The organism is Empedobacter sp. EJD.6dd (genome assembly GCF_057369435.1).
On sequence record NZ_CM170667.1, the window covers coordinates 2805923 to 2829653 of the forward strand.

The window sequence follows — 23731 nt, forward strand, 5'->3', positions numbered from 1 at the left end:
TATTTCTAAAAATCTTTTTTGAAACAGTCAATTTTTTGAAATAAAGACTGAAAATAGAAATAATTTCTGTTTAAAACTTTATTAAAAGCTTTTAGCTTAATAAAACTATCGTTAACTTTGATTCTTATGAAAAAAGATCAGTCGAAGATAATTCGTGAGCAAGCACCTAGATCTGCTACTCGCGAGCATTCAGTTCCATTATATTTAACATCAAGTTTTATTTTTGATAGCGCAGAACAAGGGCGTGCAATTTTTGCAGAAGAAGAGCAAGGTATGGTTTATTCGCGTTATGCAAATCCTAATACAACCGAGTTTATTAACCGAGTTTGTGCTTTAGAAAAAGCAGATGCAGGTTTGGCTTTTGCTTCGGGAATGGCTGCTGTTTTTGCATCTTTTGCATCGTATATAAAAAGTGGAGATCACATTGTGTCAAGTCGTGCAATTTTTGGGTCAACACATCAGTTAATTACACAATTGTTTACACGTTGGGGCGTAACCTATACATATGTAGAAACTGCGGATATTGAAGATTGGGAAAAAGCGATTCAGCCAAATACAAAAATTGTATTCTTAGAATCACCTTCAAATCCAGGATTAGAATTATTCGATTTAGAGGCTTTAACAAAATTGAAAGAAAAACATCCCCATGTAATTTTTGCAATTGACAATTGTTTTGCGACGCCTTATTTACAACAACCTTTAGAATTTGGGTTTGATTTATCAATTCATTCTGCAACAAAATACATGGATGGACAAGGTCGTGTTTTAGGTGGAGTAGTTGTAGGAAAAGAAGAATTAATCAATGAAATGATGTTTTTTATTCGTCATACAGGTCCAGCAATGTCTGCTTTCAACGCATGGACTATTTCTAAAAGTTTAGAAACGTTACCACTACGTATGGATCGTCATTGCGAAAATGCGTTGGCTTTGGCAGAAGCATTGGAAAATCATCCAGAAATAGCTGATGTAAAATATCCTTTTTTACCATCACATCCGCAATATGAATTAGCGAAGAAACAAATGAAAGGCGGTGGCGGAATTGTAACCTTTGAAGTAAAAGGTGGAAAAGAGCGTGCATTTCAATTTATTGATGCGTTAGAAATGATTTTGTATACATCAAATTTAGGAGATTCAAGGTCTATTGCAACTCATCCAGCAACAACAACTCATGCTAAATTATCAGATGCAGAGCGTGCAGACTTAGGAATTATGCCAGGTTCTATTCGTTTATCAGTAGGCTTAGAGGATAAAATAGATATTATTGAAGATATTCTACAAGCCTTAGAAAAAAGTAAAATTTAAAATATTGATAATGTATTAATTGGAAATAATTTTTAAAAATTTATCCATTTCAGCACGGACTTTGCTTATGTAAAATGAAAAGTTTAGAATATGAAGAAGTTTTTAATTTTTGGTTTTGCGTTATGTGCTTTATCAAGTTATGCGCAACATAGACCGAATGATGGAAATGATAGAAATGTTGATGTTTTAATTGAAAGATCTGATTATTACGGAATATCAAATAGTCAAAAAAATAAAATAATTGCCTTAAAAAGACAAGCAAGTAAAGATTTCGAAAGAATAGGAAGAGATCGCAGTATAGCTGGTTATGAAAAAGGAAGAAGAAAACGTGAAATTTCTATTCAATTACAACATGATATAGATAGAATTTTAAACGATTCTCAACGATATAAATGGTCAAACTCACATTATGACAATGATTATTATAAAGATCGTATAGATGATAGATTAGATCGTTTGGAAGATGAATATGAAAGAGATATCAAAAGAATAGAACATCGCTATTCGTACGATAAAAACTTGATGAAACGTAAAAAAGAAATCCGAAAAGCAGAATACAAGCGTGCAAAAGAGCGTTTGAAAAATGTGAAAGATTACTATTAAAATAAAAGGATCCAATAATTTATGGATCCTTTATTTTTTATATTGATTTGATAAAATTCTCTATTTGTTCTTCTGGAGTTGCCCATGAAGTAACTAATCTTATCGCAGAATTTTCTTCATCTATTTTTTGCCAAATATAAAATTCAAAATCTTGCTGTAATTTTTCGATAACAGTATTTGGTAGAATTGGAAAAATTTGATTAGAAGATGGTTCAGTTAAAAAATTGTAACCATTTACTGAAATAGCTTGTGCTAATTTTTCTGCCATGTGGTTGGCGTGTTTTCCCATTTCGAAAAATAAATTATCTCGAAACATTTCCGAAAACTGAATTCCAATCAAACGTCCTTTCGCTAACATTCCACCTTTTTGCTTGATGTGATAACGAAAATCTTCATTCAATTGTAAATTGTTAATCACAATGGCTTCTCCCAAAAGAGCACCATTTTTTGTTCCGCCAATATAAAAAATATCCGTTAAGTTAGCCATGTCTTCTAAAGTCAAATCGCATTTAGAAGAAGTTAGAGCAGAAGCTAAACGTGCTCCATCTACAAATAAGTATAAATTTTTCTCTTGACAAAAATGATAAAGATTTTCTAATTCAGCTTTCGTGTACACGCTACCTATTTCTGTAGAATTAGAAATATAAACCAATTTAGGTTTTACCATATGCTCGTCAGTGTGCGTATTGAGAACAGTTGTAATTTGCTCAGGCGTTATTTTTCCGTTATTTGTTACAATTGTATTTACTTTATGTCCCGTTGCTTCAATTGCGCCAGTTTCGTGAACCGCAATATGTCCACTTTCTGCTGCAATTACAGACTCGTGAGGTTTTAGAATAGATGAAATAACAATTAAATTGGCTTGAGTTCCACCAGATACAAAATGAATAGCAGAATCCCTTTTTATATGTTTTGTAATTAATTCTCGCGCTTCATTACAAAACTCATCTTCACCATAACCAATACTTTGTGTCGAATTGGTTTCGACTAATCGGTTCAAAATAGAAGGATGTGCACCTTCGCTGTAATCGTTTTTAAAACTATATTTTTTCAAAATTGAAATCTTAAATTTTGAGAATAAAAGTAGGAGTTTTCCTAATTCTTTCCTATTTTACTATCTATTTTTACCAATTATTAAAACTGAAGTTATGAAGATTTTAGTCGTAGAAGATGAAATTAAATTGCAAGAAACGATTGTTGAGTTTTTAGAAAACGAAAAGATGATCGTAGAATCTGCGGACAATTATGAGCAAGCCTTAGATAAAATAATTTCATTTGATTATGATTGTATTTTGTTGGATATGATGTTACCTGATGGTGATGGAATGTCGTTGCTAAAGGAATTGAAGAAACTTCATAAAGAAACATCAGTGATTATTTTGTCGGCAAAAGATTCAGTTGATGATAAAGTAGAAGGATTATTGGTTGGGGCGGATGATTATTTGGCAAAGCCATTTCATTTTGCTGAATTATTGGCGAGAATAAAAGTTGCTTTTCGTAAAAATCTACAAAAAGGTGAAGATATTTTAAGTTATAAAAATATTCAAATTTTTTCAGAAGATAGATTGGTAAAAGTTAATAATATTGAGCTGAAATTAAATAGAAAGGAATACGATTTGCTATACTATTTTATGTTGAGACCCGAACGAGTTTTTCAGAAAACAACACTAGCAGAAAGTGTTTGGGGAGATCATATTGAGATGTCAGATAATTTAGATTTTATTTATTCACAAATAAAAAATCTAAGAAAAAAAATGAAGGATGCAAACTCCGAAGCCGATTTACAAGCAGTTTATGGAATTGGTTACAAGTTGATTTAAGATGAAAATATCACTAAAAAATTATACGTTTCGTTACCTAACGTTTTGGCTAATTATAGTTATTGCGATTTGGGCATTTCTTTTTCATTCCTTGATTTTGGATGAGGTTTATGATAATGTGGATGATGGATTAAAAAATCAAAAAATTGAAATTATACGAGAAGCTTATCGCGATCCAGATTTACTAAATACAAACGAATTTGGACTAAGTCAGTTCAAAATCTCTAAAGTTGATCAGAGTAAATATGATGAAACGAATCATTTTTCGAATGAATTAGTTTATATGGGATATGATGATGATATGGAACCTTACAGAGTGTTGAGAACGGGTTTTTATGACAAAGAAAATCATCCATATGCGTTAGAAATTAGAACATCGACAGTTGAAGAAGATGAGTTAATTTATGATTTATCACTTTCTTTGGTTGCCCTATACTTTTTTATTTTGATTAGTATTTTATTGATTAATCATTTTGGATTAAAAAAAGCATTCAAACCATTTGGTCAAATAATTTCTCAACTAAGAAAATATGAAGTGGGAAACAACGAAAAACCAAAGATTGTCGAAACAAATGTAAAAGAGTTTTCGTATTTGCAGAATGAGATTGAACGAATGATTAATCGAAACGATGAGGTTTTTAATTCGCAAAAATTATTCATCGAAAATGCTTCACATGAATTGCAGACACCTTTGACAATTGCATTGAATAAACTTGATTTATTAATCGAAAATTCTGATTTACCAGAAAAAGAAATGTTGAGTTTAGTGGATACAAAGCAAACACTTTGGCGAATGGTGAATCTTAACAAATCGTTGTTGATGCTATCGCGAATTGAGAATAATCAATATAAAAATAATGTTGAGGTTAATTTCACGAATTTGACAAAAGATTTGATCGAAGATTATGAATCGATTATAGAAATAGAAGAAATCAAATTAGAAACTGATTTCAAAGCAGATTTTATTGTTGACTTTAATGTTGATTTGGCGCGTGTTTTAATTTCAAATTTGATCAGAAATGCGATAAAACATAATAACGAACAAAAAATTATTAAGATTGAAAGTGATTCAAATCAATTGATTATTTCAAATACAGGGAAAAATTTGACATTAGATTCGAATATTATTTTTAATCGATTTTATAAACAAGGAATGAGTGAAGGAAACAATGGTTTGGGGCTTTCTATCGTCGATACGATTATAAAAAATCAACAAAATTTAAAGCTAAACTATCAATACGAAATACCTTTTCATCAATTTATTTTAAAAAGGTAAATTATTCCTAAATCTTTCCCAATTCACTTTGCAACTTTGTCTTATAATAATAAAATCAAACAATATGAAAAAGTTTTTAAGTGTAATCATGTTAAGTGTAATGTTGGTTTCATTTGCTCAAGATAAACTAATAAAATATCATCAAGTTCCAAAAACTGGTCAACAATTTATTAACAAACATTTTGGTGCAAAACAAGTTGGTTCTGTGATGTTAGATGACGATTTTTTTTCGAAAGAATATAAAGTGTATCTAGCAAACGGAACAAAAGTAGAATTCGATGGAGATGGTTTTTGGAAAGAGGTGAATGGAAATAGAAATGCCATTCCAACAGGATTTATTCCAGCTAAAATTTCGAATTATGTGAAAAGAAGTTTTCCGAATACTACAATCACAAAAATTGAAAGAGATCGAAACGAAATCGAAGTAAAATTGAATAATGGACTTGAAGTGAAGTTTGATAAAAACGGAAATTTCAAGAAAATTGATGATTAATAAAAAATATTCAAATAATAAATAAATCCAACTCAATTGAGTTGGATTTATTTATTATTTATCTCTACTTTCTAACATCGGTACAAATTTGAAATCTCCAAATTCGTAATGTTCAAATTGATCTTCTGATAAACGTATAATCACAATCATTCGTTGCGATTGTTCACCAACTGGAATCACCATTATTCCACCAATATTCAATTGTTTTTTTAATTCTTCAGGAATTTCTGGTGCGCCTGCTGTCACAATAATTTTATCAAAAGGTGCAAAAGAAGGCAAACCTTTGTAACCATCTCCGTAGGTTTGATAACGCGGTTCGAAATTGATTTTTTTCAACATGATTTTCGAAAAATCAAATAAATCTTTTTGACGTTCTATCGTAAAAACTTCAGCGCCTAAAGCAACCAAAACAGCTGTTTGATATCCAGATCCCGTTCCAATTTCTAACACTTTTTCATTTCGCTGAATGTCTAATAATTGTGTCTGAAAAGCAACTGTAAAAGGATGTGAAATTGTTTGTCCTGCTGCAATAGGAAATGCTTCGTCGCGATAAGCGAACTCTATAAAAGCGCTATCTAAAAATAAATGTCTCGGAACTAAATTTATAGCTTCCAATACGTTCTCATCTTCAATTCCTTTCGAGCGCAACAAATCAACCAACATTTTGCGTCGTCCTCTGTGTTTAAAATCGTCTACCGACATATTCCAAAATTTTTACAAAAATGCATTAAATACAACTTATTCTCATTAATTTTAACGGCAAAATCTACCAAATGTTAAAAGTAGGAGTGATCGGTGCTGGGCACCTTGGAAAAATCCATTTAAAGTTATTAAATCAATCGGAAAGATACGAATTAATTGGCTTCTTTGATTCTTTTGAAGAAAATGGAAAGAAAGTTGAAGCTGAATTTGGGTATAAATACTTTAATTCGATGGACGAATTAATCGATGCTGTTGATGTGATTGATATTGTGACACCAACATTATCGCATTATGAAGTAGCATTGAAAGTGATCGAAAAAAACAAACATTTTTTCATCGAAAAACCAGTTACGCATACCTTAGAAGAAGCAGATCATTTGTTGAAATTGACAAATGAAAAAGGACTTAAAGCGCAAGTTGGACACGTAGAACGTTTCAATCCTGCATTCACAGCGGCTGCACCTTTTATCGAAGAGCCATTGTTTATCGAAACACATCGTTTGGCAGAATTTAATCCTCGTGGAACAGATGTTCCTGTGGTTTTAGATTTGATGATTCACGATTTGGATGTGATTTTATCAATTGTAAAATCTGAAATCAAATCAATTCATTCGTCTGGAGTTTCGGTAATTAGTGATACGCCTGATATTGCAAATGCTAGAATTGAGTTTGAGAATGGTTGTGTGGTAAATGTTTCGACATCGCGTATGTCAATGAAAAATATGCGAAAAATGCGTGTTTTTCAACGTAATGCGTATATTTCAATTGATTTCTTGACGAAAAAGACTGAAATTATCAAAATGCACAAAGCACCAGAAAATCCAAGTGAATTTGCAATGATTTTGGAAAATGATAAAGGAGATCGCAGAGAAATTTGTTTTGAACATCCAGAAGTTTTACCAAATAATGCAATTTTGGATGAATTAGAAAGCTTTGCAGATTCTATTGTGAATAATTCACCAATCAAAGTTTCGTTGCAAGATGGACGAAATGCATTGAAAGTTGCATTGGAGATTATTGCTTATTTTGAAAAAGAACAGCAAGTCATCAAAAATCAAACAATCGAGAAAGAATAATCGAAGTACGGATTTCGCAAAACGCAAAACGAATCTCGAAAAATAAATAATAAAAACAAACATACAAAAAGATGAAAAACATTACAGTTATTGGAGCTGGAACGATGGGGAATGGAATTGCTCACGTTTTTGCACAATCAGGATTTGCAGTAAATTTAGTTGACGTTTCTCAAGATAGTTTAGATCGTGGATTAAAAACAATTGCTGGAAATTTGGATCGTATGATCGCGAAAGAAAAAATTTCTGAAGAAGATAAAACAGCTACTTTAAATAATATTACAACTTTTACAGATACGGCTGAAGCAGTTAAAAATGCAGATTTAGTTGTAGAAGCAGCAACAGAAAATTTAGATTTGAAATTAAAAATTTTCAAGCAAATTGACGAAGCAGCGCCTGCAAATGCAATTTTAGCGTCTAATACATCTTCTATTTCGATTACAAAAATTGCGTCTGTAACAAGTCGTCCAAAACAAGTGATTGGAATGCATTTCATGAATCCAGTTCCGATGATGAAATTGGTCGAAATTATTCGTGGATATGATACGACAGATGAAGTAACGAAAGCGATTATGGAAATGTCGGAGAAATTAGGTAAAATTCCTGTAGAAGTGAATGATTATCCTGGTTTCATCGCGAATCGTATTTTAATGCCAATGATTAACGAAGCAATTTACTCGTTATACGAAGGTGTTGCGGGAGTAAAAGAAATTGACGAAGTCATGAAATTGGGAATGGCACATCCAATGGGACCATTACAATTAGCTGATTTTATTGGTTTAGATGTTTGTTTATCAATCTTAGAAGTATTATACGACGGATTCAAAAATCCTAAATATGCGCCTTGTCCATTGTTAGTAAACATGGTAACGGCTGGTAAAAAAGGAGTAAAATCTGGAGAAGGATTCTATGATTACTCAGAATCGAAGAAAGCAGAAAAATTAGCTGCTCAGTTTGCGAAGTAATTTATTTTACATAAAATAGTCAAACTAAAAAAGCGTTACTTTTCGGGTAACGCTTTTTTGTTTGATATGAATCTTGATTATTTAATCGCCGCTAAAGCATGTTGATAATCTGGTTCTTGACCAATTTCTGGAACTTGTTCAGCATAAGCCACCTCTCCGTTTGGATTAACAACTACTACAGCACGAGATAATAAACCATTTAAAGGTCCATCAACCATTTTTACACCATATGCATTGGCAAACTCTTCATTTTTGAAATCAGATAGAGTTACCACGTTATCTAAACCTTCTGCAGCACAAAAACGAGATAAAGCGAAAGGTAAATCTTTCGAGATACATAATACCACTGTATTTGGTGCAGAAGAAACTTCTTTATTAAAAGTTCTTACAGATTGTGCACAAACTCCTGTATCAACACTTGGGAAAATATTTAAAACAACATTTTTACCTGCATAATCAGCTAAAGTTTTATCGCTTAAATCTCCTGCTGTTAAAGCAAAGCTTGGAGCTTTTTCACCAACGATAGGTAAATTTCCTCCGGTATGAATAGGATTTCCTTTGAATGTAATTTCAGCCATAATTTTTTTGTTTTATTCTAGATTTTTAATGATTAAAAGTAATAAAATTATACGGAGAATAAAGTATCTTCGCATGAATAAATTATTACATTACACATAACTCACAATTATTATGCAACTTTCAAAGCGTTTACAAAATTTGAAACCATCTGCAACAATTGCAATGTCTGCAAAAGCAAGAGAATTAAAATCACAGGGAATCGATGTGATTAGTTTAAGTATTGGCGAACCAGATTTCAATACTCCAGATTTTATTAAAGAGGCTGCTAAAAAAGCAATCGACGAAAATTATTCAGGATATCCTCCAATTGCAGGATATGCAGATTTGAAAGAAACAATTTGTAAGAAGTTTAAGCGTGATAATAATATAGAATATTCTCCAAACCAAATTGTTGTTTCTACAGGAGCAAAACAATCTATTTATAATGTTTTACAGGCAATTGTAGATGAAGGAATGGAAGTAATTATTCCTACACCTTATTGGGTTTCTTATTCTGATATAGTTGAATTATCAGGAGGAACACCAGTTTTTGTGGAAGGAACTTTAGAAGCCGATTTCAAAATTACACCAGCTCAATTAGAAGCTGCAATTACAGATAAAACTCGTGCTATTATTTATTCTTCTCCATGTAATCCTTCAGGATCTGTTTACACAAGAGAAGAATTGAAAGGTTTGGCTGAGGTTTTAGCGAAATATCCAGATGTAATTATTATTTCAGACGAAATTTATGAACACATTGTTTATGGTGAAAAAAATGTATCGATTGCATCTTTTCCAGAAGTTTACAATCAAACTGTAACCATAAATGGATTAGCAAAAGCATTTGCGATGACAGGTTGGAGAATTGGTTTCATTGGAGCACCAGCTTGGTTGGCAAAAGCTTGCGAAACATTACAAGGACAAGTAACTTCTGGAGCAACATCAATTGCTCAACGTGCAGCAATTACAGCTTTAGAAGCAGATCCGAGTTCTGTACAATATATGGTTGATGCTTTTGCAGAACGTCGCGCATTAATGTTAGGTTGGGCAAAAGAAATTCCTACATTCAAAGTAAACGAGCCAAAAGGTGCTTTTTATTTGTTTCCAGATGTAACGGCTACTTTCGGAAATACATATAACGGAGTTACAATTAACAATGCAGATGACTTGGCTTTATATTTATTAGAACATGCACAAGTTGCAGTTGTTTCTGGTTCAGCTTTCGGATCTAAAAATTGTATTCGTATGTCGTATGCAGCTTCTGTAGATGAATTGAGAGAAGCAATGACACGCATTAAAAATGCTTTAGCATAAGTTGAAAAGCATTCAAAATATCAAAATCCTCAAGTTTTTCTTGAGGATTTTTTTGTTGTATAAATTTTATTAAAAAAAATAATCGAAACAACTTTCAATATTTCAATCAATTAGCCTATTTATGCGACTTTTTCTTAAAAATATTTCAAAAAAGATTTGTTTTAATCGAAAATAACCTCTTATATTTGCACCACTAAAAACAAGGCGAGGTAGCTCAGATGGTTAGAGCGCAGGATTCATAACCCTGAGGTCGGCAGTTCGATTCTGCTCTTCGCTACAGCTTAAAAGACAAATTCATAATTGAGTTTGTCTTTTTTTATTTTCGATAAATATTATTACACTTCTGATGATAATCATCGATTAATCTCTTCAAATTCATTAAATTTGCATTCAATTTAGCAACGTTCTAAATAAAATTCAAAAAAATGATTCAAACAGATATAGTTATTATCGGAGCTGGGCCAACTGGTCTTTTTGCCGTTTTCGAAGCAGGTTTATTAAAAATGAGATGTCATATTATTGATGCACTTCCTCAACCTGGAGGGCAATTGACAGAATTGTATCCAAAAAAACCAATTTTTGATATTCCTGGTTATCCTTCTGTTGGTGCAGGTGAATTGATTGACAACTTAATGGAGCAAATCAAACAATTTGAGCCAGGTTTTACATTAAACGAACAAGCTGCAACAATTGATAAGCAAGAAGACGGGACTTTTATTGTAACAACAAATAAAGGAACGCAAATACAAGGAAAAGCGGTTGCGATTGCTGGAGGTCTTGGGTCTTTTGAGCCTCGTAAACCAATTATCGAAAACATTGAAGCATACGAAGAAAACGGAGTAGAGTATTTTGTGAAAAATCCTGAATTGTTCCGTGATAAAAAAATCGTAATTGCTGGTGGTGGAGATTCTGCTTTGGATTGGTCTATTTTCTTGGCTGATGTTGCTGTTGAAGTTACGTTAGTACACAGAAGAAATGAATTCCGTGGCGCTTTAGATTCTGTTGATAAAGTAATTGAATTGAAAAAAGCTGGTAAAATCAACTTAATCACGCCTGCAGAGATTACAGGAATTAAAGGTGATGGAAAGGTAGAAGGTTTAGTTATTGAGAAAGGAGAAGAAACTTTCGAGATCGAGACAGATTATTTTATTCCACTATTTGGTCTTTCTCCAAAATTAGGTCCAATTGCCAACTGGGGATTAGAAATTGAGAAAAACGCGATCAAAGTAAATAATGCATTAGATTATCAAACAAATATCGAAGGTATTTACGCGATTGGTGATATCAATACTTATCCAGGAAAATTGAAGTTGATTTTATGTGGTTTCCACGAAGCAACGTTAATGTGTCAGTCTGTTTATAATAGAATGAATCCTGGGAAAAAATTTGTATTGAAATATACAACAGTTTCTGGAGTTGACGGTTTTGATGGAACACGTAAAGAAGCTGAGAAAGCAGTCGTTAAGGCGATTGATTAAGCAAAATAAAACTTTTATAGAAATATTTTTTAAACCTTTTGCATTTTATGTAAAAGGTTTTTCCTTTTTTATGACATGATTTAAAATCATCTTATTAAATTTAATTCTCATCGAAAACTCACACAGAAAAATTTTTTATGAGAAAAAATTACTTAAAAATGTTAAAAGATAAGCGTCTTATTTTAGCTTTAACTTTTCCATTTTTGTTTACACTTACAAACGCGCAACAAATTCAAAAAACAAGTCAATCTACTCAACAAGTTGTAAAAAAGATTGTCAGAGCGCAGCAAATAAATTCAACAACAATAGAAATTATTAACGAAGATAATCAGCGTACAACGTTTGATTTTTATGGGAATAATATTTTCAGGTTGTTTAAAGATATTAATGGTGGAATAATTCGTGATCCACAAGCAAAACCAGAAGCGCAGATTTTGGTAGATCAACCAAGAAAAAAAGTCGAAAACTTAACATTAAAAGATAGTTCTTCTGAAATTAAAATTTCAACAAATGAACTTGAAATTTCAATCAATAAAACCACTTCATTATTTACAATTTACAACAAAAAAGAAAATCGAGTTGTTGTACAAGAAATAAAACCTGCTGATTTTGAAGAGAAAACAGTTTCAATCTTTTTAAAAGAAAATCCGCAAGAATATTTTTATGGAGGAGGAGTTCAGAATGGGCGTTTTTCTCATAAAGGAAAAATCATTTCAATAGAAAATCAAAATAGTTGGACAGACGGTGGAGTAGCTTCGCCTACGCCTTTTTATTGGTCGACGAATGGTTATGGAATGATGTGGTACACCTTTAAGAAAGGAAAGTATGATTTTGGAGCAAAAGAAAAAGGTATTGTAGAATTATCGCATGATGAAAACTATTTAGATGTTTTCTTTATGTTAAATAATGAGCCAAAAGCATTGTTAAATGATTTTTACCAATTGACAGGAAATCCAGTGTTATTACCAAAATTTGGGTTTTATCAAGGACATTTAAATGCGTATAACCGTGATTATTGGAAAGAAGATGAAAATGGAATTCTTTTCGAAGATGGAAAAAAATATAAAGAAAGTCAGAAAGATACAAATGGAATTAAAGAATCATTGAACGGAGAATTAGGAAATAATTACCAATTTTCTGCTCGTGCGGTTATTGATCGTTACAAAAAACATGATATGCCATTAGGTTGGGTTCTTCCTAATGACGGTTATGGAGCAGGTTATGGACAAACTTCTACACTTGATGGAAATATTCAGAATTTGAAATCTTTCGGAGATTATGCGCGTAAAAATGGAGTTGAAATAGGTTTGTGGACACAATCAGATTTACATCCAAAAGATAGTGTTTCGGCTTTATTGCAAAGAGATATTGTAAAAGAGGTGAGAGATGCTGGCGTTCGTGTATTAAAAACAGATGTAGCTTGGGTTGGATATGGATATTCATTCGGTTTAAATGGAGTTGCAGATGTTGGTCATATTATGCCTTATTATGGAAATATGGCACGTCCTTTTATTATTTCGCTAGATGGTTGGGCAGGAACTCAGCGTTTTGCTTCAATTTGGTCAGGAGATCAAACAGGAGGAGTTTGGGAATACATTCGTTTTCATATTCCAACGTATATCGGTTCTGGTTTATCTGGGCAACCAAATATCACGTCTGATGTAGATGGTATTTTTGGTGGAAAAAATATCCCAGTTAATGTGAGAGATTTCCAATGGAAAACTTTTACGCCAATGCAATTGAATATGGATGGTTGGGGTAGAAACGAAAAATATCCACAAGCAATGGGAGAGCCGGCGACTTCAATTAATCGTTTTTATTTGAAATTGAAATCAGAGCTAGTTCCTTATGCTTATTCTATTGCAAGAGAATCTGTAGATGGTTTACCACAAATTCGTGCGATGTTTTTAGAATATCCGAATGATTATACTTTAGGAACTTCTACACAATATCAATATTTATATGGTTCAAACTTTTTGATTGCACCAATTTATCAAGCGACTAAATCTGATGATAAAGGAAACGATTTAAGAAACGGAATTTATTTACCAGATGGTTTATGGGTTGATTATTTAACGGGACATCAATTTGATGGAAATCAGATCATTAATAATTTTGATTCTCCGCTTTGGAAATTACCAATTTTTGTAAAACGTGGTGCAATCATTCCGATGGCAAATCCGAATAACAATGTACATGAAATCAATCAAAATCATCGTATATATGAAATATATCCGTACGGAAATTCAACGTTTACTGAGTATGATGACGATGGGAGAACAGAAGCTTATAAAACAAATGAAGGTGTAACGACATCAATTTCACAAGAATTAGTTGGAACGAAAGCACAAGTTATTGTTCAGCCAAGTGTTGGTTCGTATAAAGATTTTGTCAAAGAAAAATCGACAGAATTTAGAATTAACACAACATCTAAACCTTCTAAAATTGAAGTAAAAGTTGGAAATAAAAAGGTAAAATTAACAGAAGTACATTCAATTAAAGAATTAGAATCTAAATCGAATGTTTTCTTCTATGATGCAAAACCTAATTTGAATCAATTTTCGACTTTAAATTCTGATTTTTCAAAGGTTGAAATGATTAAAAATCCAGTTTTGAGAATTAATCTTGAAAAAGTTGATGTAACAAATTCAGCGAATCAAATCATTGTTAATCTTTATGGATACGAATATAATCCTGTAAATGAGTTATTGAAAAATGCAGGAAAATTAAGTGTTCCACAACAAGTTGAAGTAACAGAAAATAATCGAAAAGCATATACATTGACACCAACTTGGAATAAAATTGATAATGCAGATTATTACGAAATTGAATTTGAAGGAAGAAAATATTCAACAATAAAAGATACTTCGTTATTGTTTGAAAATCTAAAAGCAGAAACACCTTATGCGTTTAAAGTAAGAGCGGTGAATAAAGATGGTGTTTCGGATTGGGCGAATTTAAATGCCATCACGAAAACAGATCCATTATTGTATGCGATTCGTGGATTGAGTGGAGAATTATCTGTAGAAAGTCAACCAGGAGAAACAATCAAAGCTTTGTTTGATTACGATGAAGGAAATATGTGGCACACGAAATGGGGGCAAAAAGCAATTCCATTCGAGTTGATGATTGATTTAAATTCTGTTAATCAATTGGATAAATTGCAGTATTTACCAAGAATTAGTGGAGGAAATGGAAATGTCTTGAAAGGAACTATTTATAGCGGGATGAGTAAAGATGACATGACGGAAGCTGGTAAATTTGAATGGAAAAATACAGATGATGTAAAAGAATTCAAGTTCGATAAGCAACCAACTGCACGCTATGTGAAGTTTGTGATTGATGATGCTGTTGGCGGGTTTGGTTCTGGTCGAGAGTTATATGTTTTCAAAGTTCCAGGTTCAGAAAGTTATATTCCAGGAGATATTAACAATGATAGATTGGTTGATGCAAATGATTTGACTTCTTACACAAATTATACAGGATTACGTTTAGGTGACAGTGATTTTGAAGGTTATGTGAGTAAAGGAGATGTGAACAAAAATAACCTGATTGATGCTTTTGACATTTCTAATGTAGGTGTGCGTATGCGTGGAGGAGTGAGCAAAGATAAGATTGAAAAAGTGGATGGAAATATTACAATTTCAACTGCGAAACAAGCTTATTCGGAAGGCGAAACAATCGAAATTAAAGTAAAAGGAACAGGTCTGAAATCTGTAAATGCGTTAAGTTTTGCATTACCTTACAATCAAGCGGATTATGAGTTTGTAAGCATTGAGCCAATTAATATGAAAGAAATGGAGAATTTGACAAATGATCGTTTGCATACAAATGGATCAAAATCGTTATATCCAACTTTTGTAAATATTGGAAAGAAACCTTTTGTAGAAGGAACTTTAGATTTATTTGTGATTAAATTAAAAGCAAAGAAAAATGTAAAATTCAATTTAAAACCAATTGATGGTTATTTAGTAGATAAAAATCTAAATTCGAAACAGTTGTTTAAATTGTACGTTGTCAAAATAATTTAGACACCTCTTTCTAAAAATTAAGAGAGTGTTTGGTTTATAAATTTATTATTTTTTCTTGAAAATACAACTGCCTTCTTTTTGCAATTGTTTGTTGTTTAATAATTGCTCTTTGTTCCAAAATTTTATCTGCTCTACCAAAATAAACATCCGAAGGTGTAAGGTTGTTCAAAGCCTCATGATACCTAGAATTGTTATAATTTTCTACAAACTTATTTAGAGCTTCTTTCAGCTCATCAGGATGATAATAATGATCTAATTTCACTACATTTTTCATTGTTCTATGATACCTTTCGATTTTTCCTTGTGTTTGTGGATGTAGTGGTTTTCCTCTTACATGCTTCATTTTTTGCGTATTTTTCAAGTAATCTTTTAATTCACTTGACACATAACAAGGTCTATTATCCGATAATAATTTTGGTTTCTGTTTCGTCTTTAATTTCGCTTTTTCAATTGCTGTTTTTACAGTTCTTTTCACATCTTCAGCTTTCATGGAGCTACACAATTCCCAATGAATAATATATCGACTGTAATCGTCTAAAATTGTGCTCAAATAATACCATCCCCATCCAATAATTTTAAAATAAGTAAAATCGGTTTGCCACATTTGATGAACAAAATTTGTTTTATCTTTAAATTCATTCGCTGCTACAATTAAAATATGATTGGGAGCAGAAATTAAATCTCGTTGCTTCAATATTCGATAAACACTCGATTCTGAAATATAAATTCCTAATTCATCAGTCATTTTGAAAGCCAGTTCTCTAGCAGATAACTCTGGATAATCTAGAGCTAATTCTACAATTAAATCTTTCTGAGATTCAGGAATACTATTCCATTTTCGATGAATTGAATGGCGTTTAGATTCTAAACCTTCAAAACCATTTTCTAAATAATTTGAATACCATTTATAGAAGGTGCTTCGGGCAATTCCAAACTCCTCTAAAGTTCGTTTAACCCCAATTTCTGATCGAGTTACAATCTGTATGATTTCGTGTTTTTCACTTGCTGATAATCGCATATATTTCTTGAATTTTGTCTTTAATCCAACGAATCCAAGGTTTTTTTTACGATATCATAGCGAACAACTAAATCAGCTACAATCTCTTTTAAACGCTGATTCTCTTTGCGTAAATCACTTACATCATCACTTGTTGCTTCTCGTGTAATATCTCCAGACAATCGTTTTTTACCAGCTTCTAAAAATTCTTTATTCCACTTATAAAATTGAGATTGTGAAATAGCATATTTGCGGCAAAGTTCAGCTATTGAAATCTCAGCACGTAAGGCTTCCATCACAATTAAAATCTTTTGTTCCGCTGTAAATATTCGTCTTGTGTTTTGACGAATATCTTTTACAAATTTTTCAGGAGTTTTCTTTTTTGAATTTGCCATAATTAAAGTTAATGCTTTTTAAAACACTAGCTTAAATTTTAGGTCTTAGATGTCCACTTTTTGCTGACGATTTACAAGGATTTGATGAATCAAAAATTTATCTTAATGCTTCTACAAAAGAGACAGGAAAAGAACTATATACATTTAATAAAAACACAAACCAAATAGAGTTTTATGGAGATATCAATGCCAGACCTGGAACTTATCCGAAACGTTTTTATAATGTAGGAAATAAAGTTTTTTATGAAGGAAATTACGAAGGTTACAATCATTTGTATGTTTCTGACGGAACTTTAGAGGGGACAAGTGTTATCAAGTCGGAACTAACAGGTATATTAGGTGGAGGTCTGAGAGGTATAGAGTTTAAGGATAAATTTTTATTTGCAGGAGTAAGAAAAGGTTCTGGTCAAGAATTGTGGGTAACGGATGGAACAAATGATGGTACTTATGAAATTGAAATAAATACCATAACTGGAGGAGATATAAATGGTTTCGGAAGTTTTATAGCGAAAACTCCTACAAAAGTTTATTTCAAAGGTTTTGTACCAGATAAAGGTTCCGAAATATGGGTGACAGACGGTACAAAAGAAGGAACTAAAATGGTAAAAGATTTAGCTTTAGGTTCAGCGTCACCTAATCTTAGTATTCCTCAAAATGTGACTGTTGGAGAAAAATTATATTTCACTGGTTTAGAATATAAGAATAATGATTACCGTTCTGTTCTTTTAGAAACAGATGGAACAGAAGCAGGAACCAAGAGAATAAAAGAATTAACAGATTATTGGAATTGGGATTCTCATTACAATATAAAAATATTTGATGCTGATGAACAAAATCTTTATTATTCTAAGTATTATGTAGCTCCTTATGGAGAAGAAAGTTTATCTGGAACTTATATTCATAGAATGAATCTGAATGATCTAAAAGAAGAAAGGCTTTATAGATTTTATTCTCATTACAATATGATTTCAGTAAATAACGAAAACTTTTACTTTTCTGAATATGTAGATAATCAATTTAATTTTGTTAATTTCAATAAAAACACAGGAGAGAAAAAAACTATTTTAAAAAGTGTATCTTCAGATTTTGGTTATATTACAACTTGTGGAAATTATTCTATTATAGCTGATACAGATTTTTCTGGTCATGTAGGTAAACCATATTTTTACAATCATAATAATGGCAAAGTAGAACGAATTTTTAAAAATGATTTTGCTTCATCTTCAAAAAATAATATAGCGTGTGTAAATGATAATATATTAATTAATTATTCCGACTATATGGATAATAGTAATAAAAAATTAGTAAGTATTAAAGAGGATAAGATAATTGAGTTCCCGTTAAGTCTAGATAATTCTACTAATATTAATTCTTATTTAAGCACTGAAATGATTTATAATACTGGATTAAAAAAACTTTTTATTAATCCGAGTAATGTAGACAACGAATTGGCTGTAGCAGATTTTTATCTTGAGAGTTTAAGTACAGAAGAAGTAGAAGGAAATAGTAAAGATCTAAATTCATTAATATTGTATCCAAATCCTGCAGAAAATGAAGTTAATGTAAAATCGCTTTCATATATTCAAACTTTAACAATAATAGATTTTACAGGTAAAATTTTAAAAGAGCAAAAAGATATTAATCAAAAAGAAATTAAACTAAATATTTCTGGACTAAAAAAAGGTATTTATATCATTCATGTAAAAACAGAAAATGAAACGAAGTCTAAAAAGTTAATTATCAAATAAACGTAAAAAAACTCATTCTAAATTCAGAATGAGTTTTTTTTAATCACAAAAACATTCTTCTCTGCTTCGACGTTTTGCTTCATTATCCCAAAAAGGATAAAATTTCAACCCAAAATAAAAGTTGGCAGAAGTTAATCTTTTCTGCTTAAAAACGATTGGAATTGCATTGTCACTGCCCAAAATAAGTGGACCAATTCTTATATAACCACCAAACGTTACATTTTCATAATCATAGATAGAAAGAGAAGGTCCGATTCCAAAACCATCTTTCTGTATAGTGTAAGAAGTTTGTAAAATATTTGTTCTTTTTAAACTATTTTCAAAAACTGGAATTCGTTGCATCCAATTGAAATTTAAATAATGATTTTCGATGATTTTTTTACTCAAATTAAGATGCAAACTTGTTGGTAAACCGATCGAAAAATTATTTCCAGTTTTTGATTGCGTTTCATCACCATAAACTTCTTTGCTTAAAATTTGTAAATATTGATCAATATTTTCAAATTCGATGTCATCTAAATTAGGATTATTTTTTATTTGAACTTTTTGCGAAGGATTATAAAAATGATGATTATCTCCTCTGAATTTAACCAAACCAACATCTAATAAATTAGCTGAAAATTTAAAGTCATACAACTCATCATTTGCTCTTCTTTTTACATAAGAAATTCCTAAATCTACACCAATTCCATTTCCTCTGTTTCGTACAACATATTTATCTCGATCAAAATCATAGTTGGTCGAATATCCTGCTTCAATATCATAATTTGAGGCATAAATATCTGCATCAGGATTGTCTATTGTACTCGTTAAAGTTGGTTCAGCTTCAAGTTTTATTGCATTTTTACTTTTGATATATGCACCATCTAAACCTAAAAGATATTTGATATTTGCACCAACAATTAATTCAGATGAACTTGTTGTGAACAAATTTGTAGAAAGATTTAGACCTAATTCTGCCCAATTCATTGCATTTGTTTTTGTTGGATCAAAATAATATTCTTTTGGTTCAATTTCTTTTTGATTACTAAAACGAAAATAATTATTAAGCTCTTTTACTGAACCTTGTGTTCTTAGTCGTGTAAAAATGCCTAATCTAAATGATTGATCATTTATTTTCTTTTTAAAAGAAACTGAAGGTCCCATGATATCATTTTCTAAATGATAAGAAACAAAGTTTTTTGTTGTAAAATCTATAATATTTGAATGAGTATCACCTCTAATTCCTGCTTTAATATTTGCTGATTTGGTTTCGCCTTTTAATAAACCCAATACATTTTGATCAGATACATAGACATAGTCATTTGTCAATAAAATATCTTCTGAGATAATATTGATATCCCATTTATTAGGATTAAAATAAGGAGTGGTAGGAGAAAATATTGATCCATTAATTCCGCTATATTGATCATTACTAAATGATAATATATTTTGTCCAAAACAAAGCATAGAACAAAGCGCAGGAGATAATAAAAGTTTTCTCAAATGATGTAATTTTCATAAAATTAAGAAAAATAGATTATAAATAATTAGGGTTTTCCGTATATTTTCGTCTGTATAGATATTGCTATTTTTTTATTATTAATCCCTAAAATATATGTCTTGTAATAGGTCTTATTTAAAATTAGTATTAAATATCAACCAATGAATCATATTCTTTTTTGAAAGACAAACAATCCGTATTTTTGTGTATCTTGAAAAAAGACTTATGGCAGATATAAAAATTACAATTATAGACAGAGAAGGTATTTCGCATGAAGTTGATGCGCCAACGGATATGAATATGAATATCATGGAGTTGGTTCGTGCATACGAATTAGCACCAGAAGGAACCGTTGGTATTTGTGGAGGAATGGCAATGTGCGCATCATGTCAATGTTATGTGTTAACACCAGAAATTCCTTTGCCAGAAATGAATCCCGATGAAGATGCAATGTTAGCAGAAGCTTTCAATGTAAAAGAAAATTCGAGATTAGGTTGTCAGTTACATCTTTCTGATGATATGGATGGATTGGTAGTTGAATTAGCGCCAGAATATTAAATACAGTGTATTGCGGTTAGCGATTTGCGTTGTGTAAACATTTACATCGTATTCCGCTTATCGCGTTTCGCATAACGCAAAATATATGAATCAATTAGATAAAAGACTTTTTTTGTTAGATGCTTATGCTCTTATTTTTAGAGGATATTATGCATTTATCAAAAATCCACGAATCAACTCAAAAGGTTTCAATACATCGGCAATTATGGGATTTACCAATTCTTTGTTCGATGTTATTCGTCGTGAGCAACCAACACATTTAGCAGTTGTTTTTGATGTTGGTCAAGCAACAGTTCGTACCAATGATTATGCAGAATATAAAGCAAACCGAGATGAAACACCAGAAGCGATTCGTCAAGGAGTTCCATATATTCAAGATATTTTACGCGCGTTAAAAATTCCAGTTCTTTTCGCCGAAGGTTACGAAGCAGATGATGTAATCGGAACTTTAGCTCAAAAAGCAGAAAAAGCTGGTTATACAACCTATATGGTAACGCCAGATAAGGATTTTGCGCAATTGGTAACGGATAAAATTAAAATGTATCGTCCAGCCGCAAACGGTAAAGGAGTTGAGATTTGGGGAATTGAAGAAGTCAAAGAAAAATTTGAAATTGATGACCCAATTCAAGTGATAGATTATCTTGGAATGATGGGTGATGCTGTAGATAACATTCCGGGTTTACCAGGTGTTGGAGCGAAAACAGCGAGTAAATATCTGAAAGAATTTGGATCTCTTGAAAATCTTTTAGCGAATACAGATAAATTAAAAGGGAAAGCTAAAGAAAAGATTGAAGAGAACAAAGAGCTTGGAATTCTTTCGAAAAAATTAGCAACGATTATTACAGATGCGCCAGTCGAATTTGATGAAGAAGATTTAACGGTTTGTCCTCCAGATATAGAAAAAGTGACAGAACTTTTTACGGAGTTAGAATTCCGTAGAATGTTAGAAACAGTTTATAGAATTTATGGGTTGGACGCTTCGGGAATTATCAATGAAGCGCAAGAAGAAATTTCAATTGCAAGTCAAGAAAGTTCTAAACAATCTGCGCAACAATCTTTGTTTGATTTTACTTCAGATGAAGAAATTGTTCCTCAAAATTCAGCTTTTACTGATATTAATTCAACCAATCATTTGTACCAATTAATTGATACAAAAAAAGGAAGAGATATTTTGTTACGAAATATTTTAAAGCAAAAAGAAGTGACGTTTGATACAGAAACAACTTCTTTGGATGCTTTAGAAGCAGAATTGGTTGGAATTTCATTTTCTTGGGAAAAAGGAAAAGGATATTATGTGCCTTTTTCAACAGATTTTGAAGAAACAAAAGCAGTCATCAATGAATTTAAACCATTTTTTGAAGATGAATCAATTTCGAAAATTGGTCAAAATCTAAAATATGATATTAAAGTTTTAAACAAATATGACATTGTTGTTTTAGGTCAAAATTTTGATACGATGATTGCGCATTATTTGATTAATCCAGATATGCGTCACAATATGGATGTGTTGTCAGAAACATATTTGAGTTATCAACCAGTTTCAATCGAAAGTTTGATTGGAAAAAAAGGAAAGAATCAAAAGAATTTCCGTGATGTTCCGTTGATGGAGCAAACAGAATATGGCGTAGAAGATTCTGATATTACAAATCAGTTGAAAAATCTTTTCGAACCAGAATTAATCAAAGCAAATACACACAAATTATTCACTGATCTTGAAATGCCATTGATGCAAGTTTTGGCTGATATGGAATTGGAAGGTGTTAATTTGGATGTTCCGTTCTTGAAAGAACTTTCAGTTAAACACGAAGCAAAATTAAGAGAATTAGAAGCAAAAATTCAGGAAGATGCTGGAGAAGAGTTTAACCTTAATTCTCCAAAACAATTGGGAGAGATTTTGTTTGATAAATTGCAATTAGATCCAAAAGCGAAAAAAACTAAAACTGGTCAGTATGCAACTGGAGAAGAAATTTTATCGAAACTAAAAGATAAACATCCAGTTATCAACGATATTTTAGAGTATCGTCAATTACAAAAATTAAAATCGACTTATATTGATGCATTGCCAGAATTGGTGAATCCAAAAACTGGTCGCGTGCATACAACTTATGTGCAAACGGTTGCTGCAACGGGACGTTTGTCTTCTGTGAATCCGAATTTGCAAAACATTCCGATTCGTTCGGAAGCTGGACAGCAGATTCGAAAAGCATTTGTTGCAAGAGATGAAAATCATGTGATTATTTCTGCCGATTATTCGCAAATCGAATTGCGATTGATTGCACAAATGTCGCAAGATCCTGCAATGGTAGAAGCGTTTAAACATGGTGAAGATATTCACGCTTCTACAGCTGCAAAAGTTTTTAATGTAGCTTTGGATGAAGTTACTCGCGAGCAACGCAGTCAGGCGAAAACAGTTAATTTTGGAATTATTTATGGTGTTTCTTCGTTCGGATTGGCGGAGCAAGCTAATATTTCGCGAAAAGAAGCCAAAGCATTGATTGATGCCTATTATGAAACGTATCCAACGTTGAAAGCATATATCGAAAAGCAAGTTGAGGTTGCGCGTGAGCAAGGTTTTGTAGAAACATTGATGGGACGTCGCCGTTATTTGAAAGATATCAATTCGAGAAATGCTGTAGTGCGTTCGCATGCTGAGCGAAATGCTGTAAATGCACCAATACAAGGAACTGCGGCTGATATTGTAAAAATGGCAATGATTCAAATTCAAAAAGAATTGAAGAAAAATTATCAAACCAAAATGATTTTGCAAGTGCATGATGAGTTAATTTTTGATGCACCAAAAGATGAGGTTGAAAAAGTTTCTGAATTAATAAAATCTACAATGGAAGCTGCTATGCAAATGGATGTTCCATTAATAGCCGAAGTTGGTGTTGGTGCCAATTGGTTAGAGGCTCATTAGAAAAATATTATTTACAAT

Annotated in this window: 17 protein-coding genes, 1 tRNA gene and 1 pseudogene; 14 read left to right on the top strand and 5 right to left on the bottom strand. The window is 31.6% G+C overall.

Features of this window, described 5'->3' with window-relative positions; all coding sequences use genetic code 11:
- The first annotated feature begins 126 nt into the window (after window positions 1-126).
- Both AC2I98_RS13150 and AC2I98_RS13155 read left to right on the top strand, forming a co-directional pair.
- Window positions 127-1302, top strand: coding sequence for a trans-sulfuration enzyme family protein (locus AC2I98_RS13150; RefSeq protein ID WP_486412115.1), 1176 nt, complete (start codon window positions 127-129; stop codon window positions 1300-1302).
- A gap of 90 nt (window positions 1303-1392) precedes the next feature.
- Window positions 1393-1905: a hypothetical protein gene (locus tag AC2I98_RS13155; protein WP_486412116.1), complete on the top strand. Its 513-nt coding sequence runs from the start codon at window positions 1393-1395 to the stop codon at window positions 1903-1905.
- Window positions 1906-1942: 37 nt separating this feature from the next.
- On the opposite strand, the gene AC2I98_RS13160 is transcribed toward AC2I98_RS13155, so the two are convergent.
- Complete coding sequence (locus tag AC2I98_RS13160) at window positions 1943-2959, bottom strand: threonine aldolase family protein (RefSeq protein ID WP_486412117.1); 1017 nt, start codon at window positions 2957-2959, stop codon at window positions 1943-1945.
- Between the two features lie 94 nt (window positions 2960-3053).
- On the opposite strand from AC2I98_RS13160, the gene AC2I98_RS13165 reads away from it, so the two are divergent.
- The 3 genes from AC2I98_RS13165 (at window position 3054) to AC2I98_RS13175 (ending at window position 5494) form a co-directional block, all read left to right on the top strand.
- On the top strand, window positions 3054-3725 hold the full coding sequence (locus tag AC2I98_RS13165; RefSeq protein WP_486412118.1) for a response regulator transcription factor: 672 nt from the start codon (window positions 3054-3056) through the stop codon (window positions 3723-3725).
- A gap of 1 nt (window position 3726) precedes the next feature.
- Window positions 3727-5001, top strand: a complete 1275-nt coding sequence (gene porY, locus AC2I98_RS13170; protein WP_486412119.1) for a PorY family sensor histidine kinase — start codon at window positions 3727-3729, stop codon at window positions 4999-5001.
- A 64-nt stretch (window positions 5002-5065) separates the two neighbouring features.
- Window positions 5066-5494: a PepSY-like domain-containing protein gene (locus tag AC2I98_RS13175; RefSeq protein WP_486412120.1), complete on the top strand. Its 429-nt coding sequence runs from the start codon at window positions 5066-5068 to the stop codon at window positions 5492-5494.
- Between the two features lie 54 nt (window positions 5495-5548).
- Here AC2I98_RS13175 and AC2I98_RS13180 read toward each other — a convergent pair whose 3' ends face one another.
- Complete coding sequence (locus AC2I98_RS13180; RefSeq protein WP_486412121.1) at window positions 5549-6196, bottom strand: protein-L-isoaspartate(D-aspartate) O-methyltransferase; 648 nt, start codon at window positions 6194-6196, stop codon at window positions 5549-5551.
- Between the two features lie 71 nt (window positions 6197-6267).
- On the opposite strand from AC2I98_RS13180, the gene AC2I98_RS13185 reads away from it, so the two are divergent.
- Both AC2I98_RS13185 and AC2I98_RS13190 read left to right on the top strand, forming a co-directional pair.
- Window positions 6268-7272, top strand: a complete 1005-nt coding sequence (locus AC2I98_RS13185; RefSeq protein ID WP_486412122.1) for a Gfo/Idh/MocA family protein — start codon at window positions 6268-6270, stop codon at window positions 7270-7272.
- A 71-nt stretch (window positions 7273-7343) separates the two neighbouring features.
- Window positions 7344-8234, top strand: coding sequence for a 3-hydroxyacyl-CoA dehydrogenase family protein (locus tag AC2I98_RS13190; protein WP_486412123.1), 891 nt, complete (start codon window positions 7344-7346; stop codon window positions 8232-8234).
- Window positions 8235-8311: 77 nt separating this feature from the next.
- Here AC2I98_RS13190 and tpx read toward each other — a convergent pair whose 3' ends face one another.
- Complete coding sequence (gene tpx / locus AC2I98_RS13195; RefSeq protein WP_486412124.1) at window positions 8312-8812, bottom strand: thiol peroxidase; 501 nt, start codon at window positions 8810-8812, stop codon at window positions 8312-8314.
- 112 nt (window positions 8813-8924) lie between these two features.
- Between tpx and AC2I98_RS13200 the strand changes: the two genes are divergently transcribed.
- The 4 genes from AC2I98_RS13200 (at window position 8925) to AC2I98_RS13215 (ending at window position 15615) form a co-directional block, all read left to right on the top strand.
- Entirely contained in the window at window positions 8925-10106 is a 1182-nt protein-coding gene (locus AC2I98_RS13200) for a pyridoxal phosphate-dependent aminotransferase (RefSeq protein WP_486412125.1), read from the top strand.
- A 203-nt stretch (window positions 10107-10309) separates the two neighbouring features.
- Window positions 10310-10383: transfer RNA gene (locus AC2I98_RS13205), tRNA-Met, on the top strand.
- A 148-nt stretch (window positions 10384-10531) separates the two neighbouring features.
- On the top strand, window positions 10532-11584 hold the full coding sequence (locus tag AC2I98_RS13210) for an NAD(P)/FAD-dependent oxidoreductase (protein WP_486412126.1): 1053 nt from the start codon (window positions 10532-10534) through the stop codon (window positions 11582-11584).
- Between the two features lie 158 nt (window positions 11585-11742).
- Entirely contained in the window at window positions 11743-15615 is a 3873-nt protein-coding gene (locus tag AC2I98_RS13215; RefSeq protein ID WP_486412127.1) for a TIM-barrel domain-containing protein, read from the top strand.
- A gap of 34 nt (window positions 15616-15649) precedes the next feature.
- Here AC2I98_RS13215 and AC2I98_RS13220 read toward each other — a convergent pair.
- Window positions 15650-17007: pseudogene (locus AC2I98_RS13220) on the bottom strand (IS3 family transposase).
- A 272-nt stretch (window positions 17008-17279) separates the two neighbouring features.
- Between AC2I98_RS13220 and AC2I98_RS13225 the strand changes: the two are divergent.
- Window positions 17280-18755, top strand: coding sequence for a T9SS type A sorting domain-containing protein (locus tag AC2I98_RS13225; RefSeq protein ID WP_486412128.1), 1476 nt, complete (start codon window positions 17280-17282; stop codon window positions 18753-18755).
- Between the two features lie 39 nt (window positions 18756-18794).
- On the opposite strand, the gene AC2I98_RS13230 is transcribed toward AC2I98_RS13225, so the two are convergent.
- Window positions 18795-20240 carry a hypothetical protein gene (locus AC2I98_RS13230; protein WP_486412129.1) on the bottom strand — a complete coding sequence of 482 codons (1446 nt, stop codon included), beginning with the start codon at window positions 20238-20240 and terminating at the stop codon, window positions 18795-18797.
- 223 nt (window positions 20241-20463) lie between these two features.
- Here AC2I98_RS13230 and AC2I98_RS13235 point away from each other — a divergent pair, with 223 nt between their 5' ends.
- Window positions 20464-20796, top strand: coding sequence for a 2Fe-2S iron-sulfur cluster-binding family protein (locus tag AC2I98_RS13235; protein ID WP_486412130.1), 333 nt, complete (start codon window positions 20464-20466; stop codon window positions 20794-20796).
- 85 nt (window positions 20797-20881) lie between these two features.
- Window positions 20882-23713 carry a DNA polymerase I gene (gene polA / locus AC2I98_RS13240; protein ID WP_486412131.1) on the top strand — a complete coding sequence of 944 codons (2832 nt, stop codon included), beginning with the start codon at window positions 20882-20884 and terminating at the stop codon, window positions 23711-23713.
- Window positions 23714-23731: the final 18 nt, after the last annotated feature.